The sequence below is a fragment of the Parapedobacter sp. GCM10030251 genome (assembly GCF_042666505.1).
GTDB lineage: Bacteria > Bacteroidota > Bacteroidia > Sphingobacteriales > Sphingobacteriaceae > Parapedobacter.
In genome coordinates this window covers 327,884-344,569 of sequence record NZ_JBHTDN010000005.1, presented here as the reverse complement: position 1 = coordinate 344,569, position 16,686 = coordinate 327,884, and the positions used below count along the sequence as shown (strand labels likewise).

Below are 16,686 nucleotides of genomic sequence, written 5' to 3'. Positions count from 1 at the left end.
GGCAATCCGTTTCTCATTGATGTCAACGATGGTCACCGTGATGTGCGGGCATTTCTCGGCGATAACCGACATGGTAGGACCTCCTACATAACCTGCACCGATGCAGCAGATATTCTTTATTTCCATAGTATTTCAGACTAAAACGACATCCTTCAGATGCTTCATTGTGCGGCAAAAATAGGAATTTAACCAATTAGACAATCCCTTCCGTGTCGTTAGTCGGCTACAAAACGGAATATTTTCCCAATGTCCTTGCTACTTCTCCTGTATTCGTTAATTTTACCTTGCCAAATCGGAAGTGGAGTGATTAAGCAAGAGGTTGTCGATAAAATATTGGATACTGCCCGTATTGAAGAGGTAGTGGGGGATTTCGTAGATTTAAAAAAACGAGGAACTTCTCTCATTGGGCTTTGCCCCTTTCATAATGAAAAAACACCCTCATTTAATGTCTCGGTAAGCAAGGGCATCTACAAATGCTTCGGATGCGGCGCAGGTGGTGATTCCGTCCGATTTGTGATGGAACATGAAAAATATTCCTATCCCGAAGCACTCAAGTACCTTGCTGAGAAATATCATATCGAGGTGACGGAAACCGAGCGCACACCTGAGCAGGTTGCCGCACAAGACAAACGGGAAAGCTTGTTTATCGTGACCAATTGGGCAGGCAAGTTTTTCAGGGAAACCTTATGGGAAACCGAAGAAGGCCGCACCATTGGCCTAAATTATTTCAAAGAACGGGGCTATAGGGAAGATATCATCCGCAAATTTGAATTGGGTTATTCGCCAGAGGCGTGGACCGCAATTTACGACCGGGCAAAAGCAGACGGGCACAAAGACGAATTTTTAGAGGCAACGGGGTTGATCATACGCCGGGAAGACGGAGGTGCCTACGATCGCTTCCGGGGCCGGGTTATGTTTCCGATCCATAACCTTACCGGTCGGATACTTGGGTTTGGAGGCCGAACCCTGAAAACCGATAAAAAGGTTCCCAAATATGTCAATTCGCCGGAAAGCGAAGTTTACCATAAATCAGACGTATTATACGGGTTGTATTTTGCCAAAAAACCCATCCTGGATGCAGACAACTGTTATCTGGTTGAAGGGTATGCCGATGTGCTGTCGATGCATCAAGCTGGCGTGGAAAATGTAGTTGCCTCCTCGGGTACATCGCTTACATCCGGACAGATAAGGCTCATCGCCCGGTATACGAAAAATGTAACCATCCTCTATGACGGGGATGAAGCTGGAATTAAAGCTTCGCTGCGAGGCACTGATATGTTGCTGGAGGAAGGGCTCAATGTAAAAGTGCTGCTTTTTCCTGATGGCAATGATCCGGACTCTTACGTGCAACGATACGGCTCAACGGCATTTAAGCAGTACATAGCTCAACATCAGCAAGACTTCATTTTCTATAAAACACACGTGCTTTTGCGGGATGCTGGAAACGATCCCATCAAACGGGCTTCCGTAATCCATGACGTAGTCGCCAGTATTGCGTTGATACCCGACGCGATCAAAGCCTCGGTATTTGTACGCGAATGCAGTTCGTTACTGGAGATTGAAGAACGCCTGCTCATAGCAGAACTCAACAAAATCCGTATCGGTCAAACGAAGAAATCCGACCGAAAGCCCGATCCGATGCCGTTTCCACCGGAGGCGCCGGTGTCACCGGTGGAAGCGGACACTGGCAAACAGGAAAAAGGGGGAGCATCGGATGCGATGCAGGAGCGTGAGATCGTCCGCATCTTGCTCCATTACGGAGACCAGCCGGCGTCGTGGGAGAACCATGGCGAGATTCCCATCGCTCCGCTTCTTCTAAGCGGGCTAAACGACGTTTCGTTTGACGATCCGACTTGCCTTTCGGTGATCACTATTTACCGGGAATACATCGCCCGGAACGAACTCCCTGAGGTGAGGGTTTTTATCACGCATTCCGATCGGAATATCGCGGACCTAGCCATTGATTTGCTTGCCACCAAATATAGCTTAAGCCCCAACTGGAATGATGAGAAACGGAAGATTTATGTTTCTCATGAGTCGGAGCGCCTAGAGGACCTGGTGTACGGAGCGATTTACCGCCTAAAAAAACGAAAGGTTGAACAACAAATTTTCCGTATCCGGGAAGAGTTAAAGACGGAAACCGACGAGGCCAATATGGAAATTATGTTGGCAAATTATCAAAAACTTAAGGATGTTTCAAAGCTAATAGCTGATAAACTGGGCACCATAGTAATCAAATAAATGTCAAGTTCTCTACAAACCGGCGTTCTCGGCGAAGATGTAGCCATTGAGTTTCTAAAACAGCGGGGCTATCGGATCCATTACCGAAACTGGCGTCACAAAAATCTGGAAGTAGATGTCATTGCCGAAGAGCGCGGCATTCTCGTATTTGTGGAGGTCAAAACACGGACTCACCATGCGTATGGTATGCCGTATGAGTTTGTAGATGCGGCAAAACAAGCGAAATTGATACGTGCGGCCAATCAATACATAGCCGCCCATCGATACGGCGGTGAAATTCGATTCGATGTGGTATCCATCCTGTATTCCAAGGAAAAAAACACCTATGATACGCGGCTGATAAGGGATGCCTTTTGGCCCGATTAGGTTCTGAAAAGAACCGTCACAGGCTGCGAGCTTGCGGCTTTGTGTGACCGATCTTAAATCACTAAGTTTGTGACCATGAATAGATTGAATTACTTTTGGTTGATGCTGTTTGTCTTTGTTGCATCCTGCAATACGCAAAAACAGGCATCAAAATTCCGCTTTGACACTCCCGAAGCTGGCACGCTTGTCAAAAAGGGCGAATCCGTTCCCCTGAAACTGGTATTTCCCGGAGAAATCACCTTTGACTCGGTAATATATGCCGTAGACGGGGAAATCTTAGCCCGGAAAACCGATAGCGCAGCGGTTTCGCTCGACACCGAAAGAGCACCGTTTGGCAACCGCACAATCAGCGCTAAACTTTACCACGGAGGCGAAGAACAAGTCGCCTACAGCAATATCGTGGTCGTCCCTCCAGCCCCCCGACGCTATGGGTTCAAGGTTCTGAATCAATACCCTCACGATCCAGAAGCGTACACCCAAGGGCTGGAATTTCATCAGGGAATTCTTTACGAAAGTACCGGACAGGAAGGTAGGTCTTCCGTCCGCAAGGTCGACTACAAAACGGGCAAGATTCTGAAAAAGGTTGATTTGGGTCCCAATAGTTTCGGCGAAGGCCTGACCGTCGTCGACGACAAGGTAATCCAACTTACCTGGAGGGAAAAGGTTGGCTTTGTCTATGATAAAAACACCTTAACCAAAACGGCAGAATTCAATTACGGGCAAAGTGCCGAAGGTTGGGGGCTTTGCTACGACGGCAAGCGATTGATTAAATCAGATGGCAGCAGCAAGCTCTATTTTCTCAATAAAGACACCTTTGCTGAAGAAGGTTTCATCGAGGTATATAGCGACAAAGGCCCCATGGATAGCCTGAATGAACTTGAATACATCGACGGTAAAATATATGCCAATGTGTATACCAAAGACTTCATTGTCATCATTAATCCCGATAGCGGGGCAATCGAAGGGGAAATCAACCTTATCGGAATCTATCCTGATAAACAGGAGGTTAACAACGAACTCAATGGCATAGCATATGACCGGGAAGGTAAACGGCTTTTTATAACCGGCAAAAATTGGCGCACACTTTATGAAATTGAGCAGGTAGCTCGGTAATGCTTAGTGACCTTCGATATATTTTTAAATACCGTGAAAAAGCGGTCGACCGGATTATGTTATACATCAGTCTGGTATCCTGCCTAGCGGTGCTGTTCCATATCGGTTACAATACCAATCAGGTCACGGAACGATATTTCGAATCGGCTATGCCGTGGTTATTTTACGGATTGTTTCTACTCAGTTTGCTCCGTACAGCTTTTGCAATTGTCGCTAAGCGCCAGATTTCCGTGTCTCATTATGGCGGCATCGCACTGATTATCTACTTCATGCTGGTTACGATCGGGCGGAACAGCGGCAACGATTTCTTCAACTTCTTCCGTCAGCATGAATGGCTTTATCTAGGCATTTTTGCGGTCTTTCTCACCGAGCTCTCGAAGAGTAGCTTGTTTTTCGATAATTTCTACTTCAATCCGACCATCTTATTCGTCATCAGTTTTCTCTTTCTGATTTTAATCGGCACACTGCTGCTCATGCTTCCCAAGGCGGGGGCCGAGTACCCCCTTGGGTTTATCGACGCATTATTTATGGCCACCAGCGCTGTGTGCATCACAGGTTTATCCACCGTTGATGTAGCCTCCGTATTTTCCCCCTTTGGCCATACGGTGTTATTGATTTTGATCCAGCTGGGCGGTTTAGGAATTATGACCTTCACCGGATTTTTCGGTTATTTCTTTTCCGGTGGATTTTCTTTTAAAAATCAGTTGATGTACAGCGAGATACTCGGTCACAATAAAGTCGGATCGGTGATCAATACGTTGTTTAAGATCGTGTTTATCACCTTATTCTTCGAAGCCGTGGGAGCCGTATTAATTTATACGAGTATGACCGCCGGTGATTTTACATCTAACGGCGAACGCTTATTTTTTTCGATTTTCCACGCGGTATCCGCTTTCTGTAATGCGGGGTTTTCGACGGCAAGCGATGGCATGTATAATCCCATCCTTCGTTTCAATTACAATGTGCAGTTGATCATTGCCTTGCTTTTTATTTTGGGCGGTTTTGGATTTGCGATTGTATTAAATACGTATACGTTCATTAAGCGGTGGGCAATTAACATCTTCAGGCGCCTCATTTATGGCAAGCCGTTTGTCTACCGGGCTTGGGTTATCAGCTTCAATTCGCGCTTAATTGCTTGGGCAAGTGGTATACTGATTGTCTTTGGCACACTGGTTACCTTTTTGCTTGAATATCACCATACCCTTGCCGAGCATCAGGGATTTTGGGCTAAATTGGTATCGGCCTTCTTTACGGGAACTTCTTCACGTACGGCAGGATTCAATATCGCTGATATGGATGCATTTACCTTCCCAACTATAATGCTCATCATGTTGCTTATGTGGATAGGAGCATCTCCCGGATCAACGGGAGGCGGTATCAAGACGACCACGTTTGCGATTGCCTTCTTGAATATCATTACCTTGGCAAGGGGTAAGGATGACTTAGAAATTTTTAAGCGGAAAATCTCCAACGATACCGTTAACAAGGCGTTTGCTATCATCATGTTATCGTTGCTGGCCATGGGGATGTCTGTTTTTGCCCTCACGATTACGGATGGTGATAAAAGCCTGCTCGACTTAGCATTTGAAAGCTTTTCGGCTTATGCCACTTGCGGGCTTAGTCTAGGCGTTACTCCTGAACTTAGCGACGCAGGAAAGTTGATCATCACATGTACCATGTTTATCGGGCGGGTTGGCATGCTTACATTACTCGTGGCATTGATTAAAAACACGAAAAATAGAAACCTTGCTTATCCACAGGAGAAAGTATTGTTTTAAACTGAATACTATGAAGTATATTGTTATGGGCCTAGGGAATTTCGGTAAGTCACTGGCCATACGCCTCACCGAATTGGGACATGAAGTCATTGGGGTAGACAATCGCATGACCAAGGTAGAGCAGCTCAAGGAAAAAATCACACATACCGTATGCATGGACAGCACCGATATCGACGCGGTGAGTGCGCTTCCCTTAAAAGACGCCCATGCGGTAATTGTTGCTATCGGTGAAGATGAAGGAGCGTCGCTATTGACTACAGCGCTGTTAAAGCAACTCCCGGTGAAACGCATCATTGGCCGGATCGTTTCGGATTTACAGCGAACGGTATTGGAAGCAATGAACATCGATGAATATATCATGCCCGAAGAAGAGTCTGCCGACCGGCTGGCTATGCGTTTAGACAACATAGACATTGTCGATTCTTTTAAGATTTCTGATCGATACAGCATCATTGAAACCAAAGTGCCCCCCAAATATGTAGGCCTCACACTGAAAGATGCCAACCTGACTAATAAATACAAGGTTATTGTGCTCACCACCATTAAAACCACCGACCAACGGGAAAACGGCAGAAGCAAGGTCAATAAGGAAGCCACCGGCATCGCCCATTCGGACACGGTGCTCGCTGAGGGTGATATCCTGGTACTATTCGGAGAACAGAAAGATATTACTCAACTGATCCAAAAAGGAGAATAGACTATTCAATGCTATTCAAGCCCCGAAGCTTTTTTCTCCGTTTATTCCGTTCTCTTTTTTCCGCCAGGTAGATACCGAGTTTTGACTGGTCAAAACGCGGGTGTTTCCGAAACGGTCGCAAATCAATGCGCAGGGCTTCACCGTATTGCCACAAGTAGCCCCCTCCTGTAACATATTGTCCACTGAGTACCCGTTGAATCGTCGAACGATTGATACCGGTTTCCCGGCTGGCTTTATGTACGGTGGCATAGGTTCGAATACGGATGCCATCAAAATTATATTGGGTGACTTTCCGCGCCTCCACCGATAGGGCAGAAAGACGGTAAGACCGACCGGAAACGATGTTATTTACAGAGATACGGGCGGAAGTACCTCTTCGCCAGATATAGCCTTTACAGGTATGGCGCTTGCCATTCAACACGGCACGCAAACTGGATGAGCTATTCATCCCGAGTTTAGAACAGGCTTCCGTGATGGTAGCGAATGTCTGTACCAGGTTACCCTGAAGGTCATATTGGCCGATACGTTTTAGGTTTTTTACCAGAGGGCTTAAGTGGATGCCCGGCATATTCATCAATGCGGCAATATCCACCTGGGAGGCTTTTCCCCGGCGCCAGATGTAACCGCCCGCGGTATAAGTGCCTCGGTTTTTGGCAGCAGAGCTGATGTGTGAAGAACTTATTTTTACCGCCTTGCCGGCTTCCGAAGCATCGGAATAGGTGCGAATGAAGTTGCCGTCTAAATCGTATTGGCTAATCTCATGCACTCCTGTACGCGCATAGTATTCCTTTGCCTTTTGGCGCATGGCCTGTTTTGCCTCGTAAGGTAGTTCAGCAAAGGTATTTTTCCATCGGCTCTGTTTGACCATGCGCGCAAATTTTTCCTTCGGGCTGCCCAATTCAAGGTTTTCGACACAAATATTAAGTGAATCACCGTCTTTGTAAAGCACGATGCAGTTGGAGTCACTTAAATCAAAAGGCTTCACAAAACAATGGTAAACCAAACGAGCGGTGGTGAGGTGATAACGGATTTTGTTTACCGTAGCCGAAAAACGCAGGTTAAACCGGTAATCTTGCGTGAACGAGTTATACGTTGACTTCGCTTGTTGACATAAGATTAAACCAGGGACATGTATGCGGACTCCCAGACGAGTGGTCCGATAATGCGCAACCCTACGCACACGCCCCTTGTTAGAGATTTGGTAATAGCCCGCTAGTTTCGGAATGTCCTTCCATTCTTCTTCCGGTAAATCTTTCCACGATAGGTTTTGAAAGGGGTACTTGGTTCTTTTCATACAGATTTAGATAGGGGTTTAGTAATCGTGAGGTAAATATAGGAAATAATCTCAAAAGAAGAAACTTGTGCGTTGAGTTGACTGGATGGATGACAGCGCTGCAAACTCTTTCCAGGTTCAGCTGTTAAAGGGTAAGTTCGTGATTTCTCACTTGGCGAAAAATAAACGCCATTTTAACCGTACATAGTTACATGAAGTTGTCCATATACCCAGTAGTTTTTTCCTTGATCCTGACTGCTTTTTCATGCAATGACCGCCGTTCTCTGCGGGAAGAGGCCAACAAGCGGCAAGCAGATTCGTTGGAACAACTGAAAAAGGCCGAAGAAGCGGAACGAATACGCCCACGAACGGCTGCCGACATCAAACTCACTAAAGAATTGGCTTTTGACAAATATACCTTGGGGGACGAGTACACCTACCAAGATAGTACCCGCGTATTCCAATGGGATAAAATCAAAGAAAAGCTGGCATTTGTCGATAACTTCCAACGGAAAAACAAGCATTATGCGGTACTACAGAATTACAAAAATAGAAACGGCGAAGCGCCTGTGGTCGCCAATTTTATCCGAAATGCGTACAAGCGCGTTTCGGACACATTGGGTACCGAGCGTTATCAATCCGTGCCGCTGTATAAAGAAGGCAATGAGGATGTCCCCACCCGATACGGACGTGACGGCTCGTTGGTGGAACTGCTAAGCAGCGATACAGTCACAATGATCAAAATAGCAGGCTTATCGTTTGAGGGCAACTGGGAAGTGCCGAAGCGGTACGTAAAAACGATTGGCGATACGGTAATGTTTAACCAAGTCATCGTGGTGGACGTAACCAATCAAAATATCTGTACCATGGAACGTTCTGAAGAAGCATCTTGGCGGATACTGAGTATGAATCCCGCGACATCAGGGATGCATAAACCTCCGTATTCCATGGAAACACCTACCGGCATCTTCGTCCTCCAGGAAAAAAAACCAAAAATGTTATACCTGAAGGACGGTACCCACACCATACAGGGTTATGCGCCTTATGCCAACCGCTTCACCAACGGAGGGTACATTCATGGCGTGCCTACGCAACGTCCGGATGCGCCGATGATTGAGTATAGCGCGTCCCTCGGCACCACACCTCGGTCGCACATGTGTGTGCGTAATGCGTCCTCTCACGCCAAATTTATTTACGAATGGGCAAAGACACTTCAATCGCTAATCATCGTAATAGATTGACATTCATCAACATATTGATTTTCGGATTATTATTGTTAACTTTGCATCTGTACCAAAAGAAGCGTGCGTATGAATAAGTTGTTGTTGGTCGTCCTATTTACGGTTGTTGCGGGTTGGAGTTTCCGCTCATTTCCCGCGAAAGACGGGAATACTCCCCAAAAAGCCAAAACCGGCCCTACTATCCCTTCTTCCAAATGGTCTGAGACGCAAAAGCTCTATGACAGTTTACACTTGCAGTCTTTGCTTAATTACGAGGCATTTGAACAGGCCATGGTTGGCTATCGAACCCTTCCCGCTCAAAATAAGGATATTCTTACGGTGATCGACTTTACCTTGCCTTCCACCGAAAAAAGAATGTATGTCCTGGATCTGAAAAACAAAAAGCTGTTGTTCCATACGCTGGTGGCTCACGGCCGGAACAGCGGGGAGAAATATGCCACTAAATTCTCGAATAAACACGGCTCGTTGCAAAGTTCATTGGGATTTTATCTAACCGAAGCCACTTATCAGGGAGGCAACGGCTACTCTCTCCGATTGACAGGCTTGGAGCACGGCATCAATGACCAAGCAATGGCCCGCGCGGTCGTCATCCACGGCGCTGACTATTGCAGCGAAAAGGTGATACGTGCCACCGGACGGCTGGGAAGAAGCTATGGGTGCCCGGCATTGCCAAGAGAACTGAATGAGCCGATCATTGACGTCATAAAAAATGGATCGTTGCTTTTTGTTTATGCAAGCGATAAAGAATATAGCGCCAACAGCAAGGTGCTGAAAAACAACCTCAGCGACCCTTCAAAGCCCCTCCTGGCACAAGAGGGACACGATCCCAATCACAGCTTCTAACCGGATCATTGGCGTCCTTCGATTATCTGCTAATTAATCTGCGCCGATGTGCCACATCTCAAATCTAATCCCTATTTTTGGCACTTTGTGTTTGAAACTCAACAGGGATACATGAAGAACTGGTTCAATAACAATTCGATCCATCTGGCGGTCATCGGTGTCTTTATCGCCATTTGTTTTTTCTATTTCACGCCGGCTTGGCAGGGCAAGGTCCTGTACCAACACGATGTACTGCAAGCGCAAGCCGGACAGAAAGAGATATTGGATATCAAAGCACGCGATGGGGATATGCCGCTATGGACCAATTCGATGTTTAGCGGGATGCCATCCTATCAAGTATTGATCGAATTACCCAATAATCTGACCACTCACTTGTTACACGGGTTTAAAGCCCTATTTCCGCATCCGATTGACGTAGTATTGCTGTACCTACTGGGTGCGTATTTATTATTCGGAGTATTAAGAGTGAAGCCCTGGTTAGCCGCCGTAGGGGCAATTGCGTTTGCGTTTTCGTCCTATAACTTCATTTATATTGAAGCAGGGCATGCCAATAAGGCGTATGCCATCGCGTTCATGGCACCAATCATAGCCGGTATTATATTGGCCTTTCGAGGAAAGTATTTGTGGGGAACGGTCTTATTGGCACTCGCGCTGGCCTTGGAAATCCGCGTTAATCACATTCAAGTGACCTACTACCTTTTCCTAGCCGTGCTGGTGTTAGTGGCCATTGAATTGTACCATGCCTTCAAAGAAAAAAAATGGCTTCAATTTGGAACGGCCATTGGTTACCAAGCTGCAGCAGTCATACTGGCAGTCGCCGTAAATGCTTCACTGCTTTGGCCTACGTATGAATACAGCAAAGAAACGTTGCGCGGAAAGGCCAACCTAAAAACCGAAAACGCGCAACGGGCAGACAACGGCGTGAGCCGGGAATATGCTTACGACTGGAGCCAAGGTGTCGGCGAAAGCTTGACCTTTTTGATACCCAACGCCTATGGAGGCGGGATGCATACCCGATTGGATGCCGAGTCGAACGTTGCGAAATTGGTTATGAGTAAAGGGGCTGATCCCGCACAGGCAGCGCAATTTGCGGCCAACCTGCCCACGTATTGGGGCGAAAAACAGTTCACCTCAGGGCCGTGGTATTTTGGCGCCGGGATCGTGTTTTTATTTGTGCTGGGACTGGTGATTGTACGGGGGCGGCTCAAATGGTGGCTGGCCAGTGCCACCTTATTGGTGCTATTGCTCTCCTTCGGCAGGCACTTTCCGTTGGTGTCGGATTTGTTTTTCAATTATTTCCCATTGTACAATAAGTTTAGAGCCGTTGAATCGACCCTTATGATTGCAACGCTGCTGGTTCCTGTTCTGGCTATATTGACCATTAATGAAATTGTTGTCAACGGCAGCAGGATCAAAAATTTGGACAAAAAAAGCTTGTACGTATTGTACGGGGTCGGCGGTTTGGTGCTGCTCATCGCCTTGTTACCGGATGTGCTGCTGAGCTTCAAAACTTCGAATCATCAAACCATCCTTCAACAGTATGCCCAACAACTGCGGGATAATACCTTTGCGAATGAAGTAATGGCCGCGCTGGTAAAGGATCGCGCGGCGTTGGCACGGGCGGATGCCTTCCGTTCCCTGCTCTTTATTATCCTCACATTCGGCATCGTTTGGCTCTTGATAAAAAATAAAGTCAAAGCGCAGACAGCCGTAATTGGATTGGGCCTGCTCACCCTGATTGACCTTTGGGGCGTAGACAAGCGACACCTGAACGAGGACCGCTTTGTTGATAAACTGCAAGTAAACCGGCAATTTGTGCAAGAACGTGAGGTGGATAAACTTATCCTGATGGACAAAGATCCGAATTACCGCGTATTGGACCTGACAACCAATCCTTTTGCAGATGCACGTACTTCTTATTTTCACAAATCGCTCGGAGGTTACCACGCTGCAAAATTGATGCGCTATCAAGAACTCATCGAACGGCAGTTCGGCAGCGCCATTAATGAAGATGTCCTGGATATGCTCAACACACGTTATGTGATCACGAGAGATGACCAGAACAGTGAACGCATTCAACGCCGCAATACCGCCGCTGGCAATGCATGGTTTGTGGAAAAGGTAACGCTGGTCAAAGACAACGAAGAGGAGATGCAGGCGATCAACGGGTTTGATCCTCGCAAAGAAGCATTCATTCATGAAGAGTTTAAATCCTCTCTGGACGAAAAGCGACTGGGCCGCCCGGTAAATTCTTCCATTGAACTGACATCATACCGACCGGATCGGCTGGTATATGAATACTCCGCCCCCCACGATGCGTTGGCTGTCTTTTCTGAAATATGGTACGATAAGGGTTGGAAAGCCTACGTGGATGGTGAAGAATACCCCATCCTGCGGGCAAACTATGTATTACGGGCATTGCAACTACCCGGTGGTAATCACAAAGTTGAATTTATCTTTAAGCCGCGTTCTTATCACCTTGGAGAAACCATTTCATTGATTGCTTCGATCATACTGCTGTTGGGAATGGCTGCTGCCATCTGGTTCGAAACACGGAGGAAGGCTGAAGCTGTTCCGGTTAAAAAAGGCTAAGCTGGGGATCGGTTACCCGGAATGTACGTCGGTGGTGCGGGGTGATTCCATGTTCCAGGATCGCGCTCCGATGTTGTATGGTGGGATATCCCTTATTTTGACACCAACCATATTCAGGAAAATCCATCGCCAGGCTTTCCATATAGTCGTCACGGTAGGTTTTGGCCAATATCGACGCCGCGGCAATGGATAGATATTTGCCATCGCCCTTGACGATGCAGCAATGCGGGGTCTTTCGATAGGGAATAAACCGATTGCCGTCTACAATGATGTATTCCGCTTCCAAGCCTAAAGTATCCAACGCCCGGTGCATGGCCAAGTACGACGCATTGTGGATGTTTATTCGATCTATTTCCTGCGGGCTTACACTCGCAACGGCAAATGCAACGGCATACGTCTCAATAATAGGGCGAAGTTCGGCACGCTGTGCTGCGGACAACTGCTTGGAATCGGTAAGTAGCACATGCTGGAAATCCGGAGGGAGAATCACAGCCGCGGCAAAAACCGGTCCCGCGAGACAGCCACGGCCGGCTTCATCACATCCAGCTTCAACCAATACATCCTGATACCTGGAAAGTAGCATTATTTTGTCGTGAGTCGTTTACCCGAAGACAAACATAGGGAACTTGCAAGTATTATGCAATGAGAAATTGCAGATGTGCAGCTGGGCCGGTGTAGGTAGTATGGTCTTATCACATACTATAATCTATAAATGAAAAACCTACTTTTGTTATCCACAAAGAGCCGGTTAATGCCAGCGTGTAATAATTTTTATACAATTAAACTAACGTAGGATGAAGATGTCAAAAACACACAATGTGGAACCCATGGCGTTAAAGGCTTGTAAGATAGGCGTACTGATCATTCTGTTGGCAAACCCGTTGTTTGCGCAGCGTAACAAGGGAACTATTCAGCAATCCCTTGATTGGTCGTCGGGCATTGCGGTCGATGGAAAGCTCGATGATTGGGGCGATTCTCTGACCTATGAGCACGCGGTCCAAAAGTTCAGATACCACATCAAAAACGATAAGGAAAATCTTTACATCGCCATGCGTGTGGTTGACAAAGACCGTCAGATGCAGATCTTCGCGCAGGGATTGGCTTTCATGGTCAACACGGAAGGAAAGAAACGGGAAGGCCCTACGGTTTACTTTCCGGTTGCTGATCGGCTGGCGTTTCGGTCCATTATGTCCGCCGATAACGACGATCGTCCCGACGACATGCGAAAAGGCGCATTGGCGGCAATACGTGCTATCTACGTTATGCGATTTAACGATATCCTGGACGGCCAGATTTCGTTGGAAAACACATATGGTATTCACGCTCGGGCATCGTTGGATACAGCGGACGCATTATGCGTGGAGATGGCCGTGCCGTTGGACAGGTTGGGGATATCCTTCGACGCAAACGAAGAACTTGCATTCAATGTAAAAATAAACGGTGTGATGATACCCGGCAGTGGAAGCTCCCCTGCGATGATGAGGCGGGGATACGGCTATCCCTACGGGTATGGTTACGGGTATGGTTATCCGTACAGTTACGGATCGCAGACACCGTCAAAGCCCCGTGAAGAACCGGGCGTCTGGGTCTTGGCACCGCTGGCTAAAGAATGAATTTCACAAACAACCACGAATGACTAATTTCAACCAATCAGGTACTAAACAAACAAGTATGCGAGTGGCCCTAGCGGCCGCTCTATTTTTTTGTGTGCTGCCCGGCTTTTCACAGACCGGCAAACGGGTAAGGGGCACGCTAAGCGATTTACAGGGCGGAGCCATTGTCGGTGCTTCAATTAAACTGGTATCCGACCTGGATTCTGCACAGACCAGCTCAAGCAACGGTGGCTTATTCTCATTCAACAACATCAAAAGCAAGTGGTTTGCCCTGACGATCACCAGCCTGGGATACGATACCCTTCAACAGAGATACACGTTCGAGCCCGGCAAAAACGAACTGACGCTGTCTGTCAGCCTCAACGAATCCAGCCAATTGCTTGCCGAAGTGTCGGTCACCGGAGCCGCTCCGATTACCGTAAAAGAAGACACCCTGGAATACTCCACGAAAAACCTGCGATTGCGGGAAGGTGCCTTGGTGGGCGACGCGTTAAAAAAATTGGATGGCGTTGAAGTAGATAAAGATGGAAACGTAACCGCGCAGGGAGAAACCGTAACCCGTGCGCGTATCAACGGCAAGGATTTCTTCGGGGGTGATATTAAAGCGGCGATCCAGAACCTTCCGGCGGAAATCGTCGAGAAAATACAGATTGTGGATGATTACGGCGATATGGCCAACCTGACGGGTAACCGCTCAGGCAGCCCGGAGCGGGTGCTGAACCTGGAGATCGCGCCCGACAAGAACAACGGAGATTTCGGGAATTTCCGGCTGGGCGGAGGCACGGAAAGCCGCTATCAGGCAACAGGGTCGTACGGAAAATTTAAGAACGGTATGCAATTATCCGTATTGGGCAACCTGAATAATGTCAACGCAAGTTTATTTGACTTCAATACCCGCAGCGGCGGTGCCCGGAGAGGCCCCGGAGGTGGTAGCTTCGGACGGGGTTTCGGCGGCGGTGCCTGGGGGGGAGCTGATGGGCTTACCAATACCCAGTCGATCGGTGTCAACTACCGGCAGGACTTTGGGAATAAACTAACCATGTATGGCGAATACAGCTTTGGGCATACGGACAATTCCACGTTGAGTGATCGGTACGAGGAAACCACGCTGCAAGACAATTTCATCCTGAAAAATAGCAACATTAACAACGGAAGCATCGGCAACGACCATCGTTTCAGTTGGAACGTCGAATACAAGCCGGACGAAAAGAACTTCTTTAAACTATCTCCCAGTGTCAGTTATCGAAACAATCGGGCCAACAGCTTTGAGCTGGCCAACAACAGGGAAAATGACGTATTGATCAATGACGTTGATAATCGGCAAAACAACATTTCCCGCGCACCCAATTACGGAATCAGTGGTTTGTATAACCGGCGACTAAGTGATAAAGGGCGTAATGTATTTGTCAATTTTTCCCTGAACACCGCCAGTACGGTACAGGATCAGGAACGCATCATCAATACGCTTGTATACGAAACTTCCATTGAGGATCTGGACAGCGTATACCAGCAGCATTTGGTCGATCTGGACAACAAGAACATAAACGGCGGTACCACGTTATCTTACATTGAACCTTTGGGAACCTACAGTTCGATGGAAGTGAGCTACGATTTTAATTTCGCATCGTACGACAACAGCAGGCATGCCAATGCGTATGACGCGGGAGGCCTGCTAATTGATAACCCACAGTATAATAACAGCCGAACCTATGATTACTCATTTTTTACGCATCGGGGGTCACTGACCTATCGGTATCGCAAGGATAGTTGGAATTATTCGTTCGGCGTGGCGGCACAACCCAATCTGCTGCGCGGCGGCGCGGATGTGGATGGCATTCACATTCCCATTTACCGGAATGGGTTCAACTGGATGCCAATCGCTCGGGTTGAGTACGAAATGTCGCGCACGAAACGATTTAACATCAATTACACCGGAAGAGCAAATGAACCCAGCGTGACCCAGATCCAGCCTTTTACGGATTACTCCAATGTAAACGCGCCGGTAACGGGAAATCCCAATCTTCAAGCGGAATTTACGCATGAACTACGTGCGTTTTATCGCAATTTTAATATCAGCGGCGGCAACTCGTTCTTCGCCGGTGTCACCGGTTCGCTCTCGGAGGATAAAATCGTGACCAACCGGACCACGACTCTCGATGATTCACTCGGGGTAATCAACGCAACCGAATACCTGAATACAAACGGTGTTTATAATACCCGCGGATTTTATAACTTCTCCAAACCCTTTGCCGACCGCACCTATACCCTTTCCTTCAATGGAATGGTCAGTTATAACAACAATGCCTCGTACGTAACTTCCCCTGCCGATGGGATGGTTTTAGTGACCCGACGTAATATTGCCAAAAACTGGATTCTCTCTCAGGGGGTCAATTTCCGATATAACCCGAAGGAAACCGTTGAGGTTTCACCCGGAGTCCGGTACACATATAATAATACGCGCAACACCGTATCTGCAGGCAGCAACCGGAACGTGTCTACGTGGGCCTTGACATTGGCCGGAACGATTAACCTGACACCCACGTGGGTCTTCAGCACAGATATTGCCAAAACCAGCAACAATGGATATAACAGCTCAGTGGCCGCCAATCCGATGATCGTAAATGCGTACATTGAAAAACAATTCCTTAAGGGACGTACGGGAGCCATCCGCTTTCAGGCGTTTGATCTATTGAATGAACAAACCAATGTGTCGCGTACCCTCACGGACAACAGCATCATCGATAGCAGGAACAACCGATTGGCCCGTTATTTTATGCTTTCCCTTTCATACCGATTCTCCAACTTTGCGGGCGGAAGCATGGGCTTCGAAGGGCCGGAAGGAGTCGGTGGCCGCGGACCGGGAGGTTATCAACGCGGAGGAGGGCGTTTTTGATACCGGTTAGCCGAAGTCGTACCGGACCGCATATTT

The 16,686-nt window shown here is 47.6% G+C and carries 13 protein-coding genes; 10 read left to right on the top strand and 3 right to left on the bottom strand.

Translation table 11 applies throughout. The features are described 5' to 3' along the window. Positions 1 to 126: hypothetical protein (locus ACFQRK_RS16355; protein ID WP_379008642.1), on the bottom strand; the 126-nt coding region annotated here is incomplete at its 3' end. A 177-nt stretch (positions 127 to 303) separates the two neighbouring features. Between ACFQRK_RS16355 and dnaG the strand changes: the two genes are divergently transcribed. From dnaG to ACFQRK_RS16330, 5 genes are all read left to right on the top strand, one after another. Beyond that, a complete protein-coding gene (gene dnaG / locus ACFQRK_RS16350) occupies positions 304 to 2,241 on the top strand; it encodes a DNA primase (RefSeq protein WP_379008633.1) in 1,938 nt (645 codons plus the stop codon). After that, a complete protein-coding gene (locus ACFQRK_RS16345) occupies positions 2,242 to 2,607 on the top strand; it encodes a YraN family protein (protein ID WP_379008631.1) in 366 nt (121 codons plus the stop codon). It begins immediately after the preceding gene. Positions 2,608 to 2,682: 75 nt separating this feature from the next. Next, on the top strand, positions 2,683 to 3,720 hold the full coding sequence (locus ACFQRK_RS16340; RefSeq protein ID WP_379008630.1) for a glutaminyl-peptide cyclotransferase: 1,038 nt from the start codon (positions 2,683 to 2,685) through the stop codon (positions 3,718 to 3,720). A gap of 56 nt (positions 3,721 to 3,776) precedes the next feature. After that, entirely contained in the window at positions 3,777 to 5,498 is a 1,722-nt protein-coding gene (locus tag ACFQRK_RS16335; RefSeq protein ID WP_379008628.1) for a TrkH family potassium uptake protein, read from the top strand. A 10-nt stretch (positions 5,499 to 5,508) separates the two neighbouring features. Beyond that, on the top strand, positions 5,509 to 6,195 hold the full coding sequence (locus ACFQRK_RS16330) for a potassium channel family protein (protein WP_379008626.1): 687 nt from the start codon (positions 5,509 to 5,511) through the stop codon (positions 6,193 to 6,195). 1 nt (position 6,196) lies between these two features. Here the strand turns inward: ACFQRK_RS16330 and ACFQRK_RS16325 are convergent, their stop codons facing one another. Then, positions 6,197 to 7,489 carry an NUMOD1 domain-containing DNA-binding protein gene (locus tag ACFQRK_RS16325; protein WP_379008625.1) on the bottom strand — a complete coding sequence of 431 codons (1,293 nt, stop codon included), beginning with the start codon at positions 7,487 to 7,489 and terminating at the stop codon, positions 6,197 to 6,199. A 191-nt stretch (positions 7,490 to 7,680) separates the two neighbouring features. Here ACFQRK_RS16325 and ACFQRK_RS16320 point away from each other — a divergent pair, with 191 nt between their 5' ends. The 3 genes from ACFQRK_RS16320 (at position 7,681) to ACFQRK_RS16310 (ending at position 12,144) form a co-directional block, all read left to right on the top strand. Next, positions 7,681 to 8,709, top strand: a complete 1,029-nt coding sequence (locus ACFQRK_RS16320; protein WP_379008623.1) for a L,D-transpeptidase — start codon at positions 7,681 to 7,683, stop codon at positions 8,707 to 8,709. A gap of 69 nt (positions 8,710 to 8,778) precedes the next feature. Next, complete coding sequence (locus ACFQRK_RS16315) at positions 8,779 to 9,552, top strand: murein L,D-transpeptidase catalytic domain family protein (protein WP_379008621.1); 774 nt, start codon at positions 8,779 to 8,781, stop codon at positions 9,550 to 9,552. Between the two features lie 111 nt (positions 9,553 to 9,663). Continuing rightward, entirely contained in the window at positions 9,664 to 12,144 is a 2,481-nt protein-coding gene (locus tag ACFQRK_RS16310; RefSeq protein WP_379008620.1) for a YfhO family protein, read from the top strand. Here the strand turns inward: ACFQRK_RS16310 and ACFQRK_RS16305 are convergent. Beyond that, complete coding sequence (locus ACFQRK_RS16305) at positions 12,131 to 12,727, bottom strand: ribonuclease HII (RefSeq protein WP_379008618.1); 597 nt, start codon at positions 12,725 to 12,727, stop codon at positions 12,131 to 12,133. The genes ACFQRK_RS16310 and ACFQRK_RS16305 overlap by 14 nt on opposite strands. A gap of 217 nt (positions 12,728 to 12,944) precedes the next feature. On the opposite strand from ACFQRK_RS16305, the gene ACFQRK_RS16300 reads away from it, so the two are divergent. Further along, positions 12,945 to 13,757: a hypothetical protein gene (locus tag ACFQRK_RS16300; RefSeq protein ID WP_379008617.1), complete on the top strand. Its 813-nt coding sequence runs from the start codon at positions 12,945 to 12,947 to the stop codon at positions 13,755 to 13,757. 58 nt (positions 13,758 to 13,815) lie between these two features. After that, positions 13,816 to 16,650, top strand: coding sequence for an outer membrane beta-barrel protein (locus ACFQRK_RS16295; RefSeq protein WP_379008615.1), 2,835 nt, complete (start codon positions 13,816 to 13,818; stop codon positions 16,648 to 16,650). Positions 16,651 to 16,686: the final 36 nt, after the last annotated feature.

Bases quoted from the DNA above. Each gene is read 5' to 3' on its own strand.
- ACFQRK_RS16345 (WP_379008631.1), top strand. From the start codon at position 2,242: ATGTCAAGTTCTCTACAAACCGGCGTTCTCGGCGAAGATGTAGCCATT.
- ACFQRK_RS16340 (WP_379008630.1), top strand. From the start codon at position 2,683: ATGAATAGATTGAATTACTTTTGGTTGATGCTGTTTGTCTTTGTTGCA.
- ACFQRK_RS16335 (WP_379008628.1), top strand. From the start codon at position 3,777: ATGTTATACATCAGTCTGGTATCCTGCCTAGCGGTGCTGTTCCATATC.
- ACFQRK_RS16330 (WP_379008626.1), top strand. From the start codon at position 5,509: ATGAAGTATATTGTTATGGGCCTAGGGAATTTCGGTAAGTCACTGGCC.
- ACFQRK_RS16325 (WP_379008625.1), bottom strand. From the start codon at position 7,489: ATGAAAAGAACCAAGTACCCCTTTCAAAACCTATCGTGGAAAGATTTA.
- ACFQRK_RS16320 (WP_379008623.1), top strand. From the start codon at position 7,681: ATGAAGTTGTCCATATACCCAGTAGTTTTTTCCTTGATCCTGACTGCT.
- ACFQRK_RS16315 (WP_379008621.1), top strand. From the start codon at position 8,779: ATGAATAAGTTGTTGTTGGTCGTCCTATTTACGGTTGTTGCGGGTTGG.
- ACFQRK_RS16310 (WP_379008620.1), top strand. From the start codon at position 9,664: ATGAAGAACTGGTTCAATAACAATTCGATCCATCTGGCGGTCATCGGT.
- ACFQRK_RS16305 (WP_379008618.1), bottom strand. From the start codon at position 12,727: ATGCTACTTTCCAGGTATCAGGATGTATTGGTTGAAGCTGGATGTGAT.
- ACFQRK_RS16300 (WP_379008617.1), top strand. From the start codon at position 12,945: ATGTCAAAAACACACAATGTGGAACCCATGGCGTTAAAGGCTTGTAAG.
- ACFQRK_RS16295 (WP_379008615.1), top strand. From the start codon at position 13,816: ATGCGAGTGGCCCTAGCGGCCGCTCTATTTTTTTGTGTGCTGCCCGGC.